This window comes from Serratia montpellierensis, from assembly GCF_020858655.1.
Lineage (GTDB): Bacteria > Pseudomonadota > Gammaproteobacteria > Enterobacterales > Enterobacteriaceae > Serratia > Serratia montpellierensis.
This window is the reverse complement of sequence record NZ_VOSN01000013.1, coordinates 124,328-142,880: the sequence shown is the minus strand read 5'-3', so window position 1 is coordinate 142,880 and position 18,553 is coordinate 124,328. Positions and strand designations below refer to the sequence as shown.

The 18,553-nt window shown below is 63.3% G+C and carries 11 protein-coding genes and 1 pseudogene; 7 read left to right on the top strand and 5 right to left on the bottom strand.

The annotated features are described in order from the left end of the window. Nucleotides 1-364 precede the first annotated feature (364 nt). On the top strand, nucleotides 365-985 hold the full coding sequence (locus tag FUU19_RS12495) for a helix-turn-helix transcriptional regulator (RefSeq protein ID WP_141968788.1): 621 nt from the start codon (nucleotides 365-367) through the stop codon (nucleotides 983-985). A 48-nt stretch (nucleotides 986-1,033) separates the two neighbouring features. Here the strand turns inward: FUU19_RS12495 and FUU19_RS12490 are convergent. Continuing rightward, nucleotides 1,034-3,222, bottom strand: a pseudogene (locus FUU19_RS12490) (TonB-dependent siderophore receptor). Between the two features lie 201 nt (nucleotides 3,223-3,423). Between FUU19_RS12490 and fes the strand changes: the two are divergent. The 4 genes from fes to entS are packed head-to-tail and all read left to right on the top strand — an operon-like array spanning nucleotide 3,424 to nucleotide 14,890. Then, nucleotides 3,424-4,731 (top strand): enterochelin esterase, encoded by a 1,308-nt coding sequence (fes, locus tag FUU19_RS12485; RefSeq protein WP_230489833.1) that lies wholly within the window; start codon nucleotides 3,424-3,426, stop codon nucleotides 4,729-4,731. Between the two features lie 30 nt (nucleotides 4,732-4,761). Further along, nucleotides 4,762-4,986: an MbtH family protein gene (locus FUU19_RS12480; protein ID WP_060447157.1), complete on the top strand. Its 225-nt coding sequence runs from the start codon at nucleotides 4,762-4,764 to the stop codon at nucleotides 4,984-4,986. 51 nt (nucleotides 4,987-5,037) lie between these two features. After that, nucleotides 5,038-13,548, top strand: coding sequence for a non-ribosomal peptide synthetase (locus FUU19_RS12475; RefSeq protein ID WP_230507138.1), 8,511 nt, complete (start codon nucleotides 5,038-5,040; stop codon nucleotides 13,546-13,548). A 58-nt stretch (nucleotides 13,549-13,606) separates the two neighbouring features. After that, the gene (entS, locus tag FUU19_RS12470) at nucleotides 13,607-14,890 is read left to right on the top strand and encodes an enterobactin transporter EntS (RefSeq protein WP_230489830.1); all 1,284 of its coding nucleotides are present in this window, start codon (nucleotides 13,607-13,609) and stop codon (nucleotides 14,888-14,890) included. Between the two features lie 4 nt (nucleotides 14,891-14,894). On the opposite strand, the gene FUU19_RS12465 is transcribed toward entS, so the two are convergent. After that, nucleotides 14,895-15,254: a winged helix-turn-helix transcriptional regulator gene (locus tag FUU19_RS12465; protein WP_049299265.1), complete on the bottom strand. Its 360-nt coding sequence runs from the start codon at nucleotides 15,252-15,254 to the stop codon at nucleotides 14,895-14,897. Nucleotides 15,255-15,356: 102 nt separating this feature from the next. On the opposite strand from FUU19_RS12465, the gene FUU19_RS12460 reads away from it, so the two are divergent. Further along, a complete protein-coding gene (locus FUU19_RS12460; protein ID WP_230489828.1) occupies nucleotides 15,357-15,911 on the top strand; it encodes an NAD(P)H-dependent oxidoreductase in 555 nt (184 codons plus the stop codon). Between the two features lie 37 nt (nucleotides 15,912-15,948). Here the strand turns inward: FUU19_RS12460 and FUU19_RS12455 are convergent, their stop codons facing one another. Then, nucleotides 15,949-16,725, bottom strand: coding sequence for an NAD(P)H-dependent oxidoreductase (locus tag FUU19_RS12455; RefSeq protein ID WP_230489827.1), 777 nt, complete (start codon nucleotides 16,723-16,725; stop codon nucleotides 15,949-15,951). A gap of 84 nt (nucleotides 16,726-16,809) precedes the next feature. On the opposite strand from FUU19_RS12455, the gene FUU19_RS12450 reads away from it, so the two are divergent. Further along, nucleotides 16,810-17,703, top strand: a complete 894-nt coding sequence (locus FUU19_RS12450; RefSeq protein ID WP_197834191.1) for a LysR family transcriptional regulator — start codon at nucleotides 16,810-16,812, stop codon at nucleotides 17,701-17,703. Nucleotides 17,704-17,716: 13 nt separating this feature from the next. Here the strand turns inward: FUU19_RS12450 and FUU19_RS12445 are convergent, their stop codons facing one another. Next, a complete protein-coding gene (locus tag FUU19_RS12445; RefSeq protein ID WP_230489825.1) occupies nucleotides 17,717-18,196 on the bottom strand; it encodes a GNAT family N-acetyltransferase in 480 nt (159 codons plus the stop codon). Between the two features lie 110 nt (nucleotides 18,197-18,306). Beyond that, nucleotides 18,307-18,468, bottom strand: a complete 162-nt coding sequence (locus FUU19_RS12440; RefSeq protein ID WP_162838235.1) for a hypothetical protein — start codon at nucleotides 18,466-18,468, stop codon at nucleotides 18,307-18,309. Nucleotides 18,469-18,553 lie beyond the last annotated feature (85 nt).

Here is an 18,553-nt window from a genome sequence, read left to right as displayed (position 1 = left end):
ATTATTTGCATAAGAATAACCTTACAAAAACGCGCGTGTTAATTAATTTGTTCTGTCGTGAAAATAAACCATTAAGATCGGCAGGTTATTAATGCCATTAACCTGATGTGGATTTTAAATGGCATAAACGGTGTGGGAATAGGGCAGTGACAATAACCTGGTCATATTGAGCCCGGCGTTTTTTTCGCCGCGAGCGGCCACGGGCAACGATACCCTGTGAAGTCAACAAAGGGGGGCATTACCAGCGTAGCCATCGGCGAAGGATGCGCCGCTTGCCGCCCGTCCACTCGGCAAGCGGCGGCAACTGCGGTATGCTAAGCGGCTGAACAGCCAACCAAACCGGGCCATACGGAGACACCCCAGCGTGCCGAACTCTTCTTCTCAACTCGAACTTTTGCGGTCGGTCGCCGACGGGATCGCGGCGCTGTTTTTCCCGAATGCGGAAGTGGTGATCCACGATCTGAGTACCAACAAAATAGCCTATCTGGCGAACAACCTGTCGAAGCGCAAGCCGGGCGACGATGCCGGGCTGGAAGGCGTCGAACTTGATGGCGGCGCCAACGTGACCGGCCCCTATGAGAAGCTGAACTGGGACGGCAAAAAGATGCGTTCGGTGAGCATCGCCGCGCGCGACGAGCAGGGCAAGCCCAGCTATCTGTTGTGCATCAACCTGAGCACCGCGATGTTCGAGGACGCCCGCAACGCGCTGGACATGTTCCTGTCGGTCACGCGGCTGCAGCCACAGCCGCAAGAGCTGTTCAAAGATGACTGGCAGGAGAAGATCAACACTTTCCTGCACGACTGGCTGCGGCGCGAGAACGCCGCGCTCGGTGCGTTGAGCCGCGAACAGAAACGCCGGCTGGTCAGCGATCTCTATCATCAGGGGGCGTTCAAAGCCAAAAGCGCAGCGGACTACATCGCCAACGTGCTGTCGATGGGGCGTGCCACGGTGTACAAGCACTTGCGGGAATTGAAGCAGGAGTAGGCAGCGGGAAAGGTGGGAGAAATGGGCGGCGCTGGCCGCCCATTCTTGTTACCAGCGGTAGTTGACCGAAGCGATGATGCTGCGGCCGCTGCCGTAGAAGCAGGCGTACTCGCCGCTGCACGATGAAACGTATTTCTTATCCGTCAGGTTCTGCACGTTAAGCTGGAGCGCTGCACCGCGCAGCGCCGACGAGGCCTGGCCGAGGTCATATTTCACCATGGCATCATACAGCGTGTAGTCGGCACGTCGTACTGGCCGGTGGCGTCGGCCGGCGCATCGCCGATGTAACGCACGCCGCTGCCGACGGTCAGGCCGTTCAGCGCACCGCTCAGGACGCTATAGCTGCCCCAGGCGGAGGCCGCGTGGCGCGGGATACCCGCCGGGCTGTGGCCAATTTCGTCCGCCGAGTTGGAGTCTTTGGTCACTACGTCGGTGTAGGTATAAGCGGCGGTCAGCGTGATCTCCGGCGTCGGCTGAGCGTGCACTTCCGCCTCAATCCCTTTGGATTTCACCTCACCGATCTGCTCGTAGGCGGAGGTGAGACGGTTATAAGACGCCACATTGCGCTGGGTAATGTCGAACCAGGAAAGGGTCAGCAGGGTATTGCCGCCCGGGATCTGGTACTTCACGCCCACCTCGGTTTGCTTGCCGGTGGTCGGCTTGAGCGGATCGGCGCCCGCGGCACTTGGGTACAGGTTAGGATCGAACGAGGTGCTGTAGCTGACATACGGTGAAATGCCGTTGTCGAAGGCGTAGAGCAGGCCTGCGCGGCCGGTAAATTGGGCATCGTTGTAGGTCTGCTCTTTGCCGCCGCTGGTGCGATCGCGAGTGTTGACCTGCGACCAGTCCTGACGGCCGGACAGCAGCAGGTTCCAGTTATTCCACTCCAACTGGTCCTGCAGATACACCCCGACCTGATTCAGCGTCTTCAAATCGCTGGAAACCAGCGCCAACGTGCTGCCATCGATGCTGGGGCGAACCGGGTTGGCCCAGTCGATCGGGTAATCGTTACCGCGATCGCGATACATCTTCGAATCGATATGGCTGTAGCGGTAATCCAACCCGCCCAGCACCGTGTGCTTCACCTCGCCGGTGTCGAACAGACCCTTCAGCTGGTTATCCACGCCAAACTCGTTGGTCATCTGCGATTCATGCTGCGCCATGCGGGTGACGGTGTGGTCGTTGACCTTCGAATTTACGTTATAAACCAGATATTTATAGTCTTCATCACGGTGAGTGAAGCGCAGGTTCTGGGTAAACGACAGCGCATCGCTGAAGTTATGCTCGAGGCTGTAGCCGATCGACGCCTGTTCGCGCCGCGACTTGTTGAAGCTGGGCTCGCTGATGTTGAAGTCATAGGGTACATAGCCCGCGCTGGTCGGGAACAGCGTGCCGGCGCGCGGCAGGAAGTTGCGCGATCCGGCTTTCGGATCGTTCTGGTAGCTGGTCAACAGCGTAAAGCTGGTGTCTTCGTTCGGCAGCCAGGTGAAGGCCGGGGCGATGGCCACCCGTTGCTGCTTGCTGTCTTTGACAAACTCATGTTCGGTTCTGGCGATACCGTTCAGGCGGTAGAACAGGGTGTTGTCGTCGTTAAGCTTACCGCCAAAATCAAACGCCGTTTCCGCCAGATGGCGGTTGCCGGTGCTGAATTTCACCTCGTGAATGCTCTGGGCGGTAGGACGCTTGCTGGTCATCACCACCACGCCGCCGGGGCTGACCTGGCCGTACAGCACGCCGGCCGGGCCGTGCACCATCTCCACGCGCTCCAGCAACCAGGGATCGATCTGCCCGGCGCCGCCATTTTGGCTCGAGAGGCCAAAGTGCAGACCGTCGAGCAGCTTGGGTGCATAGCGGAAGCCGCGGCTGATCACTTCGTCATTGCGGTTGGAGTTGCCGCGGTAGGTGGTGATCACCCCGCTGGTGTAGTTCAGCGCGTCGGCGACCGACGCCGGCTCCTGATCGTTCATCTGCTCGCGCGTGACCACCGAGATGGACTGCGGCGTCTTGCGCAGAGGGGTGGCGGTTTTGGTGCCGGCAGCGCTCTCTTTGGCGACGATCCCTTTGACCGGTGCGGTCACGCTGTTTTGCGCGTCGGCGGTCACCAAAATCGTTTCGTCCGCTGCCGCAGACGCGTGTTGCGCCAAGGGCAATAAGGCCAGCGCCGATCCCAGCAACAGACGCTTGGCGGACATCGCCTCCGCACTTCCGTTTGCTATCCCTTTGTTTTTAATCTTCATTATCTCTCCTGAATACCTGCTTTTGTGTGTCATGCCACCCTGATAAACCCCGAAATGCCGGCAAGCGGTCTTCACCCGTCGGCGCGGAGACGTCGTGTTTGCACGACGGTAAAAATCCGACAAATAGTATTGAAAATGATAATGAGTATCAATACGATTGTCAGGTTTTGTAAAAGACATTCTTGTTATGTAAGGGGCGCTATGGAGTTTTTGCCGGAAAAGAGGCCAGACAACGACCGTGAGGGATTGGCGGCTCAATGGCTGCGTGAAGAGACGGCGGGGCAATCCGCGTGGTGGCAGAAGGTTGCCGCTCACGGCACACCCGTGGTCGAACCGCACGATGACAGCCACGTCAAAATGACCTGGCTGTGGCGCGATCCCGCCGGCGATGAACGGCACTCGCCGATATGCCGCGTTTACGCCGATATCAACGGCATTACCGATCACCACAGCACGTCCCCCAGCAGCCTGACCCGGCTCCCCGGCACCGACGTTTGGTACGGCGCGGCCGTTATCGATCGCCGCTGGCGCGGCAGCTACAGCCTGATCCCCATTACCGACCGGGATCTTCCCCCCATCTTCAGCGACGACGAAACGTTGCGCGATCGCCAACAGCGTACCTGGTGGGTATCGCTGTTCCCGTTGGCCATCGCCGATCCGCTGAATCGTATATCGCTGGGGCCGTCTCATCGCCCGCGGCCCATCTCTCTGGCGCAAGGGCCGGATGCCGACGATCAAAGCGCCTGGCAGGCCGCCGATCGGCCGCTGGAGGAGGCGCGGCTGCAGCTTTTCCAGTGGCAGAGCGAACGGCTCGGCACGCAGCGGCGCGTCTGGCTGTATGCCAGCGGCGACGCGGGGGTGAAAGCGAATCGCCCGCTGGTGCTGCTGCTCGATGGCCAAAACTGGGTCGAAAGGCACGCGCTGTTGCCGGTGATCGAGCACGAAACCGCAAAAGGGCACCTGCCGCCTGCATGTTGGCTGCTGATCGATGCGATCGACGGCGAACACCGGGAAAACGAGCTGCCTTGCAACGCCGCATTCTGGCAGGCGGTGATCGACGAACTATTGCCGCAGGCGCAGCGGCGCGAACCGTTCAGCGAGGAAGGGGCGCGCACCGTCGTCGCCGGCCAGAGCTACGGCGGGCTGGCGGCGTTATATGCCGGTTTGCACTGGCCAGAGCGCTTCGGCCACGTGCTGAGCCAGTCCGGCTCCTTCTGGTGGCCTACGGTGCAATTCGTTACCCAATTCGAAAAACGCCACGAACTGGAGGAAGGCTGGCTGATACGCCAGGTTCGGCAGCGCAGCGCAGCGGCAGCCACGCTCACCGTAATTCAGCAAGCCGGCGATCGGGAGGCGGACATCGAATTCGTCAATCGCCAGATGCATCAGGCGCTGACGGCGGCCGGGCACCGCGTCGATTACCGCGTGTTTTCCGGCGGGCACGATGCGCTCTGCTGGCGCGGCGGTCTGCTGGACGGCGTGCGCCAACTGCTTTCCGGGATGGAATAACCCACACATTTTGACAGACAGGTAAGGCAAATGACTCAGGAACAACAAAACCCGTTCGATGACGAAAATCTCCGTTTCTCCGTATTGGTCAACGAGCAGCAACAGTATTCGCTGTGGCCGCAGTTTGCCGATACGCCGCCGGGATGGCGCGTGTTGATGGGGCCGGCGTCGCGCGGTGAATGCATCGACTACATCGAAACGCACTGGCAGGACATGCGGCCGGCGGCGCTGAAAGCGGCGGATGCGGCGCGTTAATCGCCAGGCAGCCACATCGATACATTCCGTTTGAGGAAAAGGACAGACACCATGTCAGAAACGCTTTCTTTGCCGGATACTCAAGTCGAGTATCGGGAGTATCCGCTGGTTGCGGCGCAACCGGGGATCTGGATTGCCGACCAAATCGCGCTGCGCCGCAACAGCTTCGCCGTGGCGCACTACACCGAATTGCACGGCGCTATCGATCGTTCGGCGCTGGAACGCGCGATTCGCCAGGGGCTGGCGGAAGCGGATACGGTTCAGGCGCGGTTTTTTGAGGCGCAGGACGGCCAGCCAATGCAACGTTTACCGCTTAATGCGGACCCCGCACGCGTACAGGCGCCGGAGTGGTTTGATTTCAGCGCGCGCCCAGATGCCGAACAGGCGGCGCTGGCGCTGATGAATAACGATCTGGCGCAGGATCTGCCCGCGGACGGCGAGCGGCCGCTCTATCGGCATGTGGTGATCCGTGTCGGCGCCGATCGCTGGTTCTGGTACCAGCGCTTTCATCATCTGACCCTGGACGGCTTCAGTTTCGAGGCCATCACCCGCCGGATCGCCGATATCTATCGCGCGCTGCGCCACGGGCTGTCGCCCGCGGCTTCGCCGTTTACCCCGTTCGGCAAGGTGGTGGAAGAGTTTCAGCAATGGCAAACGTCCGCCGCACGCCAGCGGGCGGCCGAATTCTGGCGCCAGCATCTGCACGAACTGCCGTCGCCGCTGTCATTATCGACGGAAAGCCGGGAGGTTGAACCGGGCGCCCGGCCGCTCAAACAGGTGCTGGTGCTGCCGGAGTCACTGTTTGACGAAGCGCTGCGCGACGACGTGCTGCAGGCGCTGCAACCGGCCGACATCGTCACGGCGGCGCTGGCGATGTATCTGGCGCGCATGAGCGGTGAAACCCGTTTTTCAGTCGGTTTTCCTTTCATGCGCCGGATGGGGTCGCAGGCGCTGGCGGCGGTCGGCCCGGTGGTCAACGTGCTGCCGCTGCTGCTGAACGTGACGCCGGAACTGTCGCTGGCGGACGTCTGCCAGGCCGTCGTGGCGGAGATCAAGCAGGCGCGCCGCCATCAACGCTATGAGGCGGAGCAGATCAAACGCGATCTCGGCCTGGTCGGCGGTCATCAGGAACTCTATGGCCCAGTGGTCAACGTCAAGGTCTACCACAGCGCCTTGTCGTTCGACGGCCAGGCGGCCGTTACCCATACGCTGGCGATGGGGCCGGTTGATGACCTGGAGTTTGAGATCGGCTTTCGCAACGGCGTGCTGACGCTGTCTTTGGTGGCCAACCCGGCCAAATACTCGCCGCGCAGCTTGCATCATCACGCGGAGCGCATCGGCCATTGGCTGCAGCAGTTGGCGCGACAGCCACACCAGCCGAACGGTCAACTGGCGCTGATCGGCGAAGGGGAGCTAAAGCAACTCGCGGCCTGGGGGCGCGGCGCCGATCTGACGCCGCCAACGGGCATGGTGTCAATCATGGACGCGTTCCAGCGCCAGGTTGAGCACCAGCCCGAGGCGTTAGCGGTGGCCTGCGGCGATGTGCGTCTCAGCTACCGGCAGCTCTCCGAACGGGTGATGCAGCTGGGGCGAGTGCTGATCGACAGCGGCATCGGCGCCGAAGACGTGGTGGCCATCGGCATTCCGCGCTCGGTGGACACGCTGGTCGCGCTGTTCGGCGTATTGGCCAGCGGCGCGGCCTATATGCCGCTCGATCTGGACTATCCGCGTGAACGTTTGGCGCTGATGTGCGACGACGCGCGGCCGGTAATGTTGCTGACCCACCGCGCCACGCTGACCAACATGCCGGACCTGCCACAGGTATTGTGCCTGGACGACGCCGCGTGCCTGGCGCGCTGCGCGGCTGCCGAGGCCACGCCGATAACGGACGACGAGCGGCGCATGCCGCTGAGCGAGGCGCATCTCGCCTACATGATTTACACCTCCGGCTCGACCGGCAAACCCAAGGGCGTCATGTCCACGCATCGCGGGCTGCTGAACCTGTTCCTGTCGCACCAGGCCTCTCTGTTCGGCCCGGCGATCGAAAAATTCCAGGCTCGCCACGCGCGCCGCTTGCGCGCCGGCCATACCGCCTCGTTTTCTTTCGACTCCTCCTGGGAACCGCTGTTCTGCATGATGATGGGCAGCGAACTGGTTATCTTCGACGAGGAGCTGCGCCGCGACCCCTGGGCGCTGCTGGAACAAACCCAACAGACGCCGATCGATCTGCTGGACATCACGCCGTCATTCTTCTCGCAACTGGTGGACTGCGGCCTGCTGAAGGGGCAGTTCCCGCTGCCGTCGTTCGTGATGATCGGCGGTGAGGCGGCGACGCCGACGCTGTGGAACCTGATGCAGCAGCATCCGGAGGTGGAGATCCACAACTATTACGGCCCGTCCGAATATACCGTCGATACCCTCGGCGCGCCGGTCACGGCCGCCGATCAGCCGGTGATCGGTCGCCCCCTCGCCAATACCGCCGTCTGGCTGCTCGACAGCCGCCTGCAGCCGGTGCCGATCGGCGCGGCGGGCGAGCTGTACATTTCCGGCAAAGGCATCGCGCGCGGTTACCTGCGGCGCCCGGATCTGACGGCGGCGCGCTTTGTCGCCAACCCGTTCGCCGAAGGCGAGGTGATGTACCGCAGCGGCGATCTGATGCGCTGGAGCGCGGAGGGTCAGCTGGTATTCATTGGCCGTACCGATCACCAAATCAAGGTGCGCGGCTTCCGCGTCGAGCTGGGTGAGGTGGAAAGCGCCTTGGCCGCCTTGCCGGACGTGGGGCGGGCGGTGGTGATCGCCGAGCCGATCGGCGCCACCTATCGTTTGATCGGTTACTGCTCGGTGCAGGATGACGCGCGTCGCGCTTCGCCAACGTTGCAAAGCGAGCTGCTGGGGCAATTGGCGCAGCGTCTGCCGGATTATATGGTGCCGGCAATCCTGGTGGTGATGCCGGAGCTGCCGCTTAACGTCAACGGCAAGATTGACCGTCAGGCGCTGCCCAAACCGCAGGAAACGCTGGCGCAAAGCATTCGCGAGCCGGCCACCGAACAGGAAAGGCTGATTTGCGGCGCCATGGCGCAGCTGCTGGGGATGGAGCGCGTCGGCGCCGACGACGATTTCTTCGCGCTTGGCGGCGACAGCATCTCGGCGATGGGGTTGGGCACCGCCCTGCGGCGCAAAGGCTATCTGCTGCGGCCGCGCGAGATCTTCGCGCTGCACACCCCCGCACGCATGGCGCAGGCGATGCAGCCGCTGGTCGTAGACTCTCAGGCTGCACGCAGCGTGCAGCAAGGCCCGATCGACGGGCTGCCGATCCTGCACTGGTTTGCCGAGACGGGCGATATGCATCGCCGCTTCGCGCACGGCGTTTTCCTGCGCGTACCTGCCGAGCTGCAGCCGCAACAGCTGCGTGATGCGTTGGAACAACTGCGCACGGCACACCCGGCGTTGGGCGCGAGGATCCGCGACGGTCAGTTGGTGGTTGAAACTGCCGCCGCCGGTGAACTGATGCAGGTTAATACCGTGTCCGGTGAGCTGGAATTAGCGGCGGAACAGGCATTTGATGCCGCACTTGACCTTCTCGATCCGGCGGCCGGCGCCATGATGCAGGCCATCCTGTTGCAGCGTGACGGGCAGAGCCTGGGGCTGGTGCTGGCGATCCACCACCTGGTGGTCGACGGCGTTTCCTGGCGCATCCTGCTCGACGAACTGCGTCAAGTGGCCGACGGCGCCATGCAGGGGCAGCCGATCACGCTGCCGCCGGAAGAAACCTCGCTCTATGAGTGGTCAGCGCGTTTACGGGCCGACGTCGAACGCCGCGAAGCCGAGCTGCCGTTCTGGCGGCAGATGCTGGCGGACGAGGTGCCGCGTTTGGGGCGGCGCGCGCTGGATCCGCAGACCGATCGCATCGCCTCGGTGAGCGAACGGCGTACGCTGATCGACAGCCGGCTGACCGCCGCGCTGCTCGGCACCTTGCCGCAGGGATACCGCGCGCAGGTTGAAGAGATCATGCTGTGCGCGCTGGCTCAGGCCTGCCGCCGCCGTTTCCAGGCCGCTTCGCTGCGTTTCTCTCTGGAGTCGCACGGCCGCGCCGAACTGGACGACGGCCTCGATCTGGCCCGCACCGTCGGCTGGCTGACGGCGGAGTATCCGCTGTGCATCGAACTGCATGACGCCGAACACAATGAGGCCGTGCGTGCGGTGAAACGGGCGACGCGTGCGGTGGCCGATCGCGGCGTCGGTTACGGCCAGCTGCGTTATCTGCACCCGCAGCGTGACGAACTGGCGGCGCTGGCGCAGCGCAATGCGCCGGAGATCTTGTTCAACTACCTCGGGCGCTTCAGCCAGGACGAGGGGAACTGGGCGCCGCAACGCAGCCAAACCCGCTTCCGCGACGCCTTCGCCGTGGCGCAGGATGCGCAGCAGGCGCTGTCGTATGGCCTGGAGGTGAATATCTTTGTCGAAGAGCGGCGCAACGGCGCGTGCCTGGCGATCAACTGGAGCTGGCTGGAGGGGATTTTCAGCGAGAGCGACATTACGCAGCTGCACAGCGGCATCGAGCAAGCGGTGCGTGCACTGTGCGAATTTGCCGAACGGCATCCCGATCGCGCGGCGGCGACGTTGGTAGCGGCCGAGATCGCCCAGCCGAACGTTGACGATGAGACGGTGCGCGCCTGGGAACGGGCGTATGGGCCGTTAACCGCAGCGCTGCCGCTGTTGCCGTTGCAACACGGCCTGCTGTTCCATGCACAGACGGCGCAGCAGGGCGGCAGCTATAACTCGCTGACGCGCCTGAGTCTCTGCGGAGAATTGGACGCGCATCACCTTCAGCAGGCGCTGGATGCGGTGATCCGCCGCCATCCGCAGCTGGCCGCCCGATTCAACCGCGAAGGCGAACCGCTGCAGCTGATACCGCAGGAAAGCCATTGGCCGCTGGACAGCCACAGGCTGCCGCCGCTGTCCGCCGAACAAGAAGCGCAGGCGCTGAATCAATTGGAGCAGCAGGAACTGCAGCGCGATCTGTTCAACCAGCCGGGCGCAATGTTGCATGCGCTGCGGGTCAAACACGGCGATAGCGAACGCTACACGTTGTTCCTTAACGCGCACCACCTGATCGTCGACGGCTGGTCGACGCCGGTGGTGCTCAACGATCTGATGCTGGCCTTGCGTGAAGGCGAGCAGGCGCTGCCGCCGCTGCGTTCGAACTACGCCGATATCGTGTGCCGCCTGGCCGCGCGCGATGCCGAAGCCTCACGCCGCCTCTGGCGCGAGACGCTGCAGGATGTGCGCCCGACGTTGCTGTTCGGTGAAACGCAGGACGATCGCGTGCATGAGCTGGAAATGACGCTGCCGCCGGCCGAGGAGAAGCGTTTGCTGACTCTGTGCCGCGAACGCGGGTTGACGCTCAATACCGTGATGCAGGGCATTTGGGCGCTGCAGCTGGCCAGCTGTTGCGGCCATCAGGATGTGGTGTTCGGCTCGCCGGTTTCCGGCCGCTTTGGCCAGATAGAAGGGGTTGAGGAGCATGTTGGCCTGTTCAGCAACACGCTGCCGGTGCGGGTTCGTCTGCAGCATGACCGTTCGTTGACGGATCAGTTGACCGAACTGCAGCACCGGCAGATTGAACTGCTGGAGCACGACGATTTGGGGTTGGGGGAGATCCAGCACCTGGCCGGGGCGGGCACGCTGTTCGATACGTTGTTGGTGGTAGAAAACTACCCGGACAACGACGCCCTGCTGGGCGGCGCAGGGGCGCTGCGCTGCGACGCCATCCGCAACAAAGGCTATACCCACTATCCGCTGACGCTGCTGGTGCTACCGGGCGAACGTCTGCGTCTGCTGATGGAGTACCGCGCCTCGGTGCCGCAGCCTGAGCGCTTCGCCGCGCGGCTGATGGCGCTGCTGCAACAGTGGATCGCCCAACCGGATCGGCCGCTGCCGCGCTGGCAGTTGCAAACCCCGCAGGAGCAGGCGCTGATCGCGGCGGTCAACCGCACCGGGCAGGCGGTGGCGGACACCACCTTGCATCAGGCGATCGCCGATCAAGCGCGGCGCACGCCGGAACGCATCGCGCTGCAGGATGCCGGGCACAGCCTCAGCTACCGTGACATGCAGCGCCAGGCCGCGCTGTTGGCCGAGCGGCTGACGGCGGCCGGCATTCAGCCGGGCGATATCGTCGCGGTGGCGTTGCCACGCTCCGTGCGCCTCAGCCTGGCGCTGACGGCGATTGTGCAGACCGGCGCCGCCTGGTTGCCGCTGGACACCGGCTACCCGGACGAGCGGCTGGGCTACATGGTGGAGGACGCCAAACCGCGGCTGATTATCACCGAAAGCGCGTTGGACGCCCGCTTCGCCGCGCTGGCGCCGACGCTGCTGTTCGATGCGCTGGATGACAGCGGGCGCGAACCGGCGCCGCGCCCACCGGCGGGGAACGGCGATTATCCCGCCTATGTGCTGTATACCTCAGGCTCTACCGGGCGGCCGAAAGGCGTGGTGGTGAACCACCGGGCGATCGTCAACCGCCTGTTCTGGATGCAGCACGAGTATGCGCTCGATGCGCAGGATGTGGTATTGCAGAAAACGCCGTGCAGCTTCGACGTTTCCGTCTGGGAATTCTTCTGGCCGCTGATGGTCGGCGCGCGCCTGGTGATGGCGCCGCCGGAGGCGCACCGCGATCCGCAGGCGCTGACGACGTTGATCGACGACTATGGCGTGACCACGCTGCATTTCGTTCCGTCCATGTTGGCTATCTGGGTGGAGGCCTTGAACGAACGGGCGCCACAGCGCGCCGCCGCCAGCCTGAAACGCGTGTTCTGCAGCGGCGAAGCGCTGTCGTGCGAACTGGCTTCCCGCTATCAAGCGTTGGTCACGGCGCCGCTGCACAACCTGTATGGCCCGACGGAGGCGGCGGTCGATGTCACCTATCAACCGGCGTCCGGCGCGGCATTGGCGGCGGTGAACGGCGCCGGCGTGCCGATCGGCAAACCGGTCTGGAACACCCAACTGAGCATTCTCGACGCCATGCTGCGGCCGGTACCCGTCGGCTGCGCCGGCGATCTCTACCTGCGCGGCATTCAGCTGGCCGATGGCTATCTGCATCGGCCGGGGTTGACGGCACAGCGGTTTGTCGCCGATCCCTCCGGCAACGGGGCGCGCATGTATCGCACCGGTGATATCGCCCGCTGGCTGGAAGACGGCAGCGTCGAGTATTTGGGACGCAGCGACGATCAGCTGAAGATCCGTGGCCAGCGTATCGAGCTGGGCGAAATCGAACAGGCGCTGCTGGCACAGCCGGGAGTAGCGCAAGCGGCGGTGCACGCCATCGAACTGGGCGAGGGCGCGACGGGGCTGGGCGGCGCCGATATGCGGCAGCTGGTCGCCTGGCTGATCGCCCAACCGGGCGTGACGCTGGATACTGCCGTGCTGCATCAGGCGCTGGAGGCACGTTTGCCGGCGCACATGATGCCGGTCAGCTATGTCATGACCGACAGCTTCCCGCTCAGCGCCAGCGGCAAACTGGATCGCAAAGCGTTGCCACGGCCGCAGCTGGCCCTGCAAGCCGGGCGTGCGCCGCAGAGCGACAGCGAGCGCCTACTGGCGGCGCTGTTCGGGGAACTGCTGGGGCGCGAGACGGTGTATGCCGACGACGACTTCTTCGCGCTGGGCGGCCATTCGCTGCTGGCGATGCGTCTGGCGGCAGAGCTGCGCCGGCGCGTCCCGCGGCCGTTGAGCGTCGGGCAGATCATGTTCGCCCGCAGCCTGGAGAAGATGGCGCACCTGCTCGATGACGCGCAGGCCGCCAACTCGGCCGAGAGCCGTGGCGTCGGCGAATGCCTGCAGCTGCGGGCCGGTCAAGGCCCGGCGCTGTTCTGCCTGCATCCGGCTTCCGGTTTCGCCTGGCAGTACTCGGGGCTGAGCCGTTATCTGCCGGGGAACTACCCGATCATCGGCCTGCAGTCGCCAAGACCGGATGGCGCTATCGCCACCTGCGAGGATATCGAGCAGATGGTCGATCGTCATCTCGCCCATCTGCGCCGCCTGCAGCCGCAGGGGCCTTACTACCTGCTCGGCTACTCGCTCGGCGGCACGCTGGCGCACTCGATGGCCGCGCGCCTGCAGCAGCAGGGCGAAGAGGTGGCATTCCTCGGCATGCTGGATACCTATCCGCCGGAAGGTCAGGATTGGACCGGCCCCAGCGAGGAAGACGCGCAGAAAGAGGTGGCGCAGGAACAGGCCGAGTTTATGGCGGAAGATCATGGCGATCCGGCGCTGATGGCGGAGAAGGCGGCGATGTTCGACAGCATCGTCGCCAACTACCGCGACGCGGTGCGCATTCTGTCTCAGGCGCGCAGCCGGCGCTTCCACGGCACGGCAACGCTGTTTGTCGCCGACCAGACGCTGCCGCCGGAGATGGATATCGACGCCGTGTGGGCGCCGTATCTGGATGGATTGATCTGCCATCATCAGCGCTGCGAACACGCGGACATTCTGTCGCCGGCCTCGCTGGAGACGCTTGGGCCGCTGTTGCATTCGCTCCTGACGCGGCAATACGGGTTGGTATAACGCAACCGGGCCGGGGCGTGCGTCCCGGCCCGTACTAAAACATGATATGCAGGACACTATGGCCAGACCTTCTTTTTTTCTTGATTTCAGTTTGCTGAGAAGCAATGCGCATTTCCGCGCGATTTTCTGCGCCCGCATGCTGTCGGTGTTTTCCCTCGGCATGCTGGCGGTGGGGGTGCCGATTCAGATCCAGGCGATGACCGGCTCCACGTTGCAGGTGGGCGTGGCGGTGGCGTTGGACGGGGTAGGCATGTTTATCGGCCTGATGCTGGGCGGCGTGCTCGCCGATCGCTACGATCGCCGCAAGCTGATCCTGTTTGCGCGCGGCACCTGCGGGCTGGGCTTTGTCGCCCTGAGTCTGAACGCCTTCGCCCCGGCCCCGTCGCTGTGGGCGCTCTACCTGTTGGCGGCCTGGGACGGCTTCTTCGGCGCGCTGGGCATGACGGCGCTGATGGCCGTGATCCCGCTGCTGGTCGGGCGCGAAAACCTGGCGGCGGCGGGGGCCTTGAGCATGGTGACGGTGCGCATCGGCGCGATCCTCGCACCGGCGCTGGGCGGGATTATCATCGTGTTCGGCGGCGTGGGGCTGGCGTTTGCCGTCGCGGCGGCAGGGACGCTGGGCACCCTGGTCCCGCTGGTGCGCTTGCCGACGCTGTTGCCGCAGCAGCAGGAGCCGGAACATCCGCTGCGCGCGCTCGCCAGCGGCTTCCAGTTTGTCTGGCGCAATAAAGTGGTGGGTTCGGTGGTGCTGCTGGGGATGCTGATGAGCATCGTCGGCGCCGTCAGGGTGCTGTTTCCGGCGCTGGCGCAGGACGCTTACCACGTCGGCGCGTCCTCAATTGGCCTGATGTACTCCGTGGTGCCGCTCGGTGCGATGCTGGGCGCGTTGACCAGCGGCTGGGTGGGGCGTTTCTCTCGACCCGGCGTGCTGATCCTGGTCGCCGCTATCGTCGCGTTCACCGCCATCGCGTCACTGGGGCTGTTCAGCCACCTGGCGCCGGCGCTGCTGGCGCTGGTGTGCTACGGCTACGCCAACGCTATCGCCTCACTTCTGCAGTTCATGCTGATCCAGAGCAACACGCCGGATCATCTGCTGGGGCGGGTGAACAGCCTGGGTACCGCGCAGGACGTGACCGGTGATTCGATCGGCGCGCTGGGGCTCGGCGTGCTGGGCAGGGTATTTACCCCGTTGATGAGCGTGCTGTCGTTTGGCGCGTTCGCCGCCTTGTTGGGCGTGCTGGTGGCCTTCAGCGTACGGACGCTGCGCCAGTGCCGGCCGGCGGACACGTTGGTCGAGCACGATGATCCCGCTCCGGCAACCTCAGCGGCGGCGGACAACTAACCCCTCAGGGCACCGGCTGCTCCGGCCGGTGCTGTTCTCCCCAGTTACACATCATGTCGATCACCGGGATCAGCGAACGTCCGCGCTCGGACAGGCTGTACTCCACCTTGGGCGGGATCTGCGGATACTCCTTTCTCACCACCAGGCGGTCTTTTTCCAGCTCTTTCAGCGTCGAACTCAGCGTTTTATACGAAATGGTGCCGATGCAACGCTGCAGTTCGTTGAACCGCAATACCGGCTTATACAGCGCCAGCCAGTAGAGAATAATCATTTTATATTTGCCGTTGATCACCGACAGGGTGTAGCCATAGCCGGTGTCTTCGAGGCTGATGCCCGTTGGGCTGCAGCGGGATTCGGCGGTCATTTTATACTTTCTCCAGGGTAAGTATGTGTCGTGAGTGTGCGTATTTTACATTCTGTCAGCATACCCTAAGATGCGTCGAAACACCTGACTGGAGAAATCAGTATGAAAACCTTGGTGGTCGTGGCCCATCCCGATATGGCGAACTCGGTGGTCAACAAACGTTGGCTGGAAGAACTGCGGCGCTATCCGGAGCGGTATACGGTGCATGAATTGCATCAGGCCTATCCGGACTGGCGGATCGACGTCGCGAGGGAACAACAGCTGATTGAAGCGCATGACAACATCGTGCTGCAATTCCCGATTTTCTGGTTCAGCAGCCCGCCGCTGCTGAAAAAATGGCTGGATGACGTGCTCACCTACGGCTGGGCCTACGGTTCCCGCAGCGGCTACAAGATGCAAAACAAGAAGCTGGCGCTGGCGGTGACGGCGGGGGTGCGTGCAGAAGACTATGCGCGCGACGGGCGCTATCGCTACTCGCTGGAGGAAATCTTCCGGCCGTTTGAAGTCACCGCCGGATACGTGCGGGCCGACTATGCCTCGTTCTTCGCCTTTTACGGCAAGGAGGCCGCTTCGGACGGGGTGGCAGAACAGGTTCAGCAGCATGAGCTGGACAGCAGCGCACAGGGCTACCAGGCATTTCTCGCCGCCCTGAATTAACGCCGCGCCCCGGATGCGCCAGGGCGTGCGCCTCCGGCTACTCGATGTGAACGCCGAAACCGTCCTGCCCCGGCGCGAGATGCGCTTTCAGCGTCAGCTGCGGGATCAGGTAGTCACCGGCGTTCTGTCGCCGAAACGGAATGGGCTCGGTGTGCCACAGATTATCCAGCCGCTGCCCGAGCTGCTCGCACAGGGCGGCGAAGCGCGTCTCGTCGGTCTTTCCGGCGCGGTAGGTGACAAACGGCGGCAGCACCTCGAAGCCTGGGTAATGCAGCATGCCGTGCTGGATCGGAAACAGGATATCGTCGATCGGTCCGTTGATGCCGCGCGGGGCGTAATGGGACTCCCAGCCGCCGGCGCTGACGATCAGCATCGCCCGTTTGCCCGCCAGCGTCCCCTCGCCGTAACGGTCGCCCCAATGGGTGTCGGAATGCTCACCGACGCCGTAGGCAAAACCATAGGCATAGACACGCTCGAACCAGCCTTTCAGAATCGCCGGCATCGAGAACCACCACAGTGGAAACTGCAGCAGCACCACGTCCGCCCAACGCAATTTTTGCTGCTCCCGTTCGATATCGGCGCTCTGCACGCCGTTAGCAAACGCGCGCTGCGAATCCAGCGAAGGATCGAAACGGGGCCCTGATGCGCCTTCCAGGCTGTCGTCGGCGTCAAGCGCCGCTTTCCATTTCATGGCATACAGATCGGACACCTGTACCTGATGGCCGGCCTGCGTCAGGCGATCAACGGCGAAGTTTTTCAGTGAGCCGGTCAGCGACTGCGGCTCTGGGTGGGCGTAAACAATCAGCACATTCATAACAACTCTCCTTGGTCTGAGAGCTGCAGAGTAGGGCGTTAGTCGGTATATTAGAAATGAATTACCGTTATCCCAGGTATAACCATGAATAATTTAAGGCGGCTGGATCTCAACCTGCTGGTGACGCTCGACGCGCTGCTGGCAGAGCACAACGTCACGCGGGCGGCGCAGCGGCTCAATTTCTCTCAGCCTGCGGTCAGCGTGCATCTTGCCAAACTGCGGGCGATCTTTGACGATCCGCTGCTGTTGCCCGGCCCGCGCGGTATGCGCCCGACCGCCAGAGCGGAGCAGCTGCGGGAACCCCTGCGTCAGGCGCTGGCGGCGCTCGAGTTGGCGGTGACGCCGGCGACGCCGTTCGATCCCGCCGTGGCGACCGATACCTGGCGCGTGGCCGCCTTTGACTACGGCGAATCCACCATCGTGTTGCCGGCGCTGAACGGTTTACGCACGGCGGCGCCCGGCACCCGGCTGGCGGTGCTGGAGATCGCCCCGGCGCGCCTCGCCAAACGGGCGGAACAGGGGGAGATCGATCTGGCGTTTCACACCCGCGAAGGGGCGCCGCCCGGTCTGCGTCAGCGCACGCTGTTCAGTGAACGCTATGTGCTGGTGGGCAGGGTCGGCCATCCCAAACTGCATGGAAACCTGACGCTGGCGCAATTTTGCCAATTGGAGCAGGTGATGGTCTCGCCGGACGGCGGCGGGTTCTATGGCATGACCGACCGGGCGCTGGCGGAGGTGGGGCTGACGCGGCGCGTGGTGCTTTCCGTGCCGCATTTTCTCTTCGTGATCTCGGTGCTGACGCAATCCGATTTGGTAGCGATGCTGCCGGAGCGGCTGGTGCGCAACCAGCCTTTATTGCAACAGCTTGAGCCGCCGCTGGCGGTGCCGGGGTTTGAAATGACCATGCTGTGGCACGAGCGATCGCATCGGGATCCCGCTCACCGGTGGCTGCGCGAACATATCGTGCGTTCAGTGTGAGCGGATTAACGGGTTAAAGGGAGAAGCGCTTTTTGATTCTGTCGATCGGCGTGCCATCGCTGAGCGGCACCTGCGGCAAACGCTCGTAATCGCGAAAGCCCATTTTGTGGTAGTAGGCGAGGCCGCCGACGTTATCCGCCCGAATGGTGGCGTTGATGTGCTTGAAACCGTGCGACTTCGCCGCCGCTAATGTGGCAGGGAACAGCGCACTGCCGACGCCACGCACCTTAGGCGACAGGCGGGAAAAGGTGGCAATATCTGCGGTATCGGGCGGCAGGGCATCATCTGCGCTCAGCGCCTGGAAGCCCACCAACAGCCCATCCACCTCCGCGACCTGGCAGCTCAGCGCATTGCTGCCGCTGATGAACCATTCGCTGAATTCGGCGGGGGTGAGGGGCGTTTCTATCGCCGTCGTGCCGCCGGCGCCGATCACGTCATTCAATAACTGCGTCAGGGCTTCAGCGTCTTGCGGGGTTACCGTTCTGATCTTCATTGCGTTGCTATCTCCTATGATGAATCGGCTGGAACCATCGAAAGAAGATAGACGCAGGCGTCCGATAATGAAATACCGGAACGTGCCGGACAAAAAGACAGTGGGGGGAATTACATGAACAGGAAGCGGTCGGCCAGCGGAACCCCACGTTCGAGGCGTGGTGGCAACGCGTCGTCGCGATCGTCAGGCTGAGCTGCCTGCGGTGCGGCGTCTTCGGCTTTTTCAATCATCAGCTCGCCGAGCAGGGCCAGAAAACGAGTGAGTTTTTGCATATTCCCTCCGGATCCTTGATTACGTTGAGAGTGATAGTAATCGCCGCTCAACCGAATGGGAAAAACTTAAAACTCATATCCTAAG